1 protein-coding gene is annotated in these 4440 nt (G+C 66.8%); it reads left to right on the forward strand.

What is annotated here, in order from left to right:
* Positions 1-26 precede the first annotated feature (26 nt).
* Positions 27-4415 (forward strand): non-ribosomal peptide synthetase, encoded by a 4389-nt coding sequence (locus WAX14_RS19445; protein WP_422629689.1) that lies wholly within the window; start codon positions 27-29, stop codon positions 4413-4415.
* Positions 4416-4440 lie beyond the last annotated feature (25 nt).

Here is a 4440-nt window from a genome sequence, read left to right on the forward strand (position 1 = left end):
CTCTGGCGGCTCGGGTGGAGTCGCAGGTGGGTTCGGGTTCTCGTGCGGCGTTGGTGCCGCAGGTGCGTCCGGATCGGGTTCCGTTGTCGTTGGCGCAGACTCGGATGTGGTTCCTGAACCGCTTCGACACCGAATCGTCGATGTACAACATCCCCGTCGCGATCCGGCTCACCGGTGCACTCGACGTTCGTGCTCTGGAAGCGGCGATCAACGACGTGATCGGCCGTCATGAGGTGCTGCGCACCGTCTACCCGGAGGCCGACGGCGTCGGAACCCAGGTCGTGCTTCCCGCCGGAGACACCCGGATCGGTCTCGACGCCGAGACCGTCCCGGCGCCGGAGGTCTATGCCCGCGTGGCGGAGATCATGGGTACTCACTTCGACGTGACCACCGAGGTTCCCGTCGCGGTTCGCCTGCTCGCAGTAACCGAGCGTGAGCACATCCTGGTCGTGGTGGTGCACCACATCAGCACGGATGGCTTCTCGATGACGCCGCTGACCCGTGACGTTGCAACGGCATACGCGGCACGCGCCCAGGGAGGCATGCCCGCCTGGAGCCCGCTCCCGGTGCAGTACGCCGACTACGCGCTGTGGCAGCGCGCCGTGCTCGGTTCCGAAACCGACGACGAGTCGTTGCTGGCGCAGCAGCTCGGCTACTGGGAGAAGCAGCTCGCTGGTGTCCCCGATCAGCTCGACCTGCCGTCCGATCGTCCGCGCCCGGTGTCGGCGAGTGGACGTGGCGCAGCGGCGCGCACGAGTTTCGGCTCCGATCTGCAGGCACGGATCGGCGAACTCGCACGGGCGCAGGGATCGACGCCGTTCATGGTCGTGCATGCTGGCTTGGCGCTCCTGCTCGCGCGCCTGTCGAACACGACGGACATCGTGGTCGGAACGCCGGTGGCCGGTCGTGGTGACGCCGCCCTCGACGAACTCGTCGGCATGTTCGTCAACACCCTGGTGCTGCGCACCGAGGTGGATCCGGACGAGTCCTTCGCGGGCTTCCTGAGCCGGGTGCGCGAAACCGACCTCGGAGCGTTCGGCAACGCGGACATACCGTTCGAGCGTCTCGTCGAGGCACTCGACGTCGAACGGTCGCAGGCACGCAATCCGCTGTTCCAGGTGTCGCTGACACTGCAGGGCCGTTCGGATGTTTCGCTCGATCTCGGTGATCTGACCATCGCCCCCGTCGAAACAGATTATGCGGCAGCGAAGTTCGACCTCGAGATCACTGTGGCGGAGTCGTTCGCGGAGGACGGCGCCCCCGGTGGGCTCGGAGTCGAGGTCATCTACGCCGCCGACATGTTCGACGCGGGCACGATCGAATCGTTCCTCGAACGTTTCGAGCGGGTACTCGCCGCTGCCACGGCGGACCCGGCCGCTCCGGTTGCGGACATCGACATCCTGTCCACCGACGAGCATGCCGAGTTCGCGGTTCGGCGGGGTGCCGAAGGCGGATTGCAGGACGTCACCCTCGCCGAGATCCTCAGGCAGGCGGTCGAGCTCAACCCCGACGGAGATGCGGCGGTCTTCGAGGATCGCAGTGTCACCTACCGGGAACTCGACGAACGGTCCTCGCAGATCGCCCGGATCCTGCTCGAGCGGGGTCTGGGACCCGAGCAGTACGTTGCGCTCGGTATCCCGCGGTCGATCGAATCGGTTCTCGCGGTGTGGGCGGTCACCAAGACAGGTGCCGCATTCGTCCCGGTCGACCCCAACTACCCGGCCGACCGGATCAGCCACACGGTCACGGACTCCGGCGCGACATTCGGTCTCACACTGACCGCGCATGCGGAGACGCTGCCCGGTGATGTCGAATGGCTCGTCATCGACGATCCGGCGTTCGAGACGATGCGGTCCGCGAAGTCCGCGGCCCCGATCGCGACGGACGAACTCAACGGTGTCGCGACCGCGGTCAACGTCGCGTACATCATCTACACGTCGGGGTCGACGGGTCTTCCCAAGGGCGTATCGGTGACGCACGGCGGTCTCGCGAATCTGTCTGCCGAACAGCGGGAACGTTTCGTCGTCACCCCGTCGTCGAGGACGCTGCACTTCGCCTCGCCGAGTTTCGACGCGTCGATGCTCGAACTACTGCTCGCCGCCGGGGCCGGAGCGACGATGGTGATCGTTCCGCCCTCGGTCTACGGCGGTGACGAACTCGGTGACCTGCTCGAGCGTGAGCGCGTGAGCCACATGTTCATCACACCCGCAGCCCTGGCATCGATCGATCCGGCGGGCATGACCGATCTCGAATCGGTGATGGTCGGTGGCGAGGCGTACTCGCTCGAGCTGGTCGCCCGCTGGGGTGCCGGCCGCCGGTTCTTCAACGTGTACGGCCCGACCGAAACCACGATCCTGGCGACGAGCAGCGCACCGCTGGACGGCACCGGCTCGATGCCGATCGGTGAGCCGCTCCGCGGTGTGGCGGCGTCGATCCTGGACGGACGCCTGCGGCCGGTTCCGGTGGGCGTACCGGGTGAGCTCTACCTGTCCGGTCCGGGTGTGGCACGGGCGTACCACGAGCGCCGCGAGTTGTCGGCGGCGCGGTTCGTGGCCGACCCCCACGGTGCTCCGGGTGAGCGCATGTACCGCACGGGCGATGTCGTGGCGTGGACGAAGGACGGCGAGATCACCTACGTCGGCCGCTCCGATTTCCAGGTGAAGGTGCGTGGTTTCCGTATCGAACTGGGCGAGATCGACGCGGCTCTCACGGGCCACGGCACCGTCGACTTCGCCGCGACCGTTGCGCACAAGAACCCGGTCACCGGATCGGTGAACCTCGTCGCGTACGTCAAGCCGTCCGCCGGCCACACGATCGACGTCGCAGACCTGCGCGAATTCGTCGGCCGGTCGCTGCCGTCGCACATGGTGCCCGCCGCGATCATGACGCTCGACGAGATCCCCCTGACCCCGGTCGGCAAGCTCGATCGCCGGGCCCTGCCCGAACCGGAGTTCGAGGCGCGTGAGTTCCGCGCGCCGACGACGCCGATCGAGCACGCTGTTGCGGCGACGTTCGCAGAAATCCTCGGCATCGAGAGGGTCGGTCTCGACGACGACTTCTTCGACCTCGGTGGTCACTCGCTGCTCGTCGTCAAGGTCGTCAACCGGCTCCGGGAACTGGTCGGCGCGGAGTTGTCCGTCAACGATCTGTTCGACAACAGCTCCGTGGAGGACCTCGCCCGATTGATCGATCCGGCCCAGCAGGCCGGGACGGTCGACAACTTCGCGGAGTTCGTCGGACTCGAGCAGCTTCCGGTGGCAGACGCTGCACCGGTTCGTGCGGATCTGCGGACCGTACTGCTCACCGGTGCGACCGGGTTCCTCGGCTCGCATCTGGTCCGCGAACTCATCGACGGGACCTCGGCGGATGTCGTGTGCCTCGTGCGCGCGAACAACCGGGAGGACGGACTCGCCCGCATCGAAGCGTCGATGCGCAAGTTCGGTGCGTGGCAGGACGGCGACTCGGACCGGATCGTTCCTCTTCCCGGCGATCTCGCCGAGCAGCGTCTCGGACTGGCGCCGGAGATCTTCGCCGGCCTGTCCGAGAAGATCGATGCGATCATCCACAACGGTGCTCGCGTCAACCACATCGAAACGTATCGGCGGATGCACGATGCGAACGTCGAATCGACGAAGGAACTGCTCCGTCTGGCATCGGCGCATCACCTGAAGCCGGTTCATTTCGTCTCGACCGGGTCGGTGCTCAACGCGCCGGAACGCGAACCCGACGGCAGTCGGCACCGCGCCTACGAGGACGACTGGCTCGCACCGGAGTTCGTCATGAATTCCGGCTACGTCCAGACCAAGTGGGTGGGTGAGGAGATCGTGCGGCTGGCCGAGAAGCAGGGTGTGCCGGTCTCGATCTACCGCCCGGGTCTGATCACCGGTGACGTCGTCACGGGTGCGTGCGCGACCGAGGACGCGTTCTGGAACATGGTGCGCGCCATCGTTGCACTCGGCATCATCCCGGATGTCGCGCAGCACGGCGGAGTGGCCATGACTCCGGTGAACTACGTCGCGCGCGCTCTGGTCACGTTGGCGACGAAGCCGGACACGTGGGGTGGCACCTACAACCTGGTGGCGCAGCACGATGCTCCGATGACCGATCTCGAGGAGCAGTTGCGTCGTCACGGATTCGGATTGCGGGCGTCGTCGATCGAAGAGTTCGGCCTCGAGCTGTTCACGACGGCCGAGACGCTGTCCGCAGCCGGGGACGATTCGCTCATGCGAGCGATGCTGGTCGCCACGCAGTTCGCCGACGGCGTCGCCGGCACCACGGTCTACGACGACAGCAACACACGGGCGGCACTTGCCGGGACCGGCGTCGAATGCCCGATCGTGGGACCCGAAATCCTCGGCCGGTACGTCGAGTACTACGCGCGCATCGGGTTCTTCAAGGCGCTCGCCGGCGAGTAGTGCGGTCGCGCGGGCCGTCCGGCCA

The sequence above is a fragment of the Rhodococcus sp. (in: high G+C Gram-positive bacteria) genome, from assembly GCF_049299235.1.
Classification (GTDB): domain Bacteria; phylum Actinomycetota; class Actinomycetes; order Mycobacteriales; family Mycobacteriaceae; genus Rhodococcus.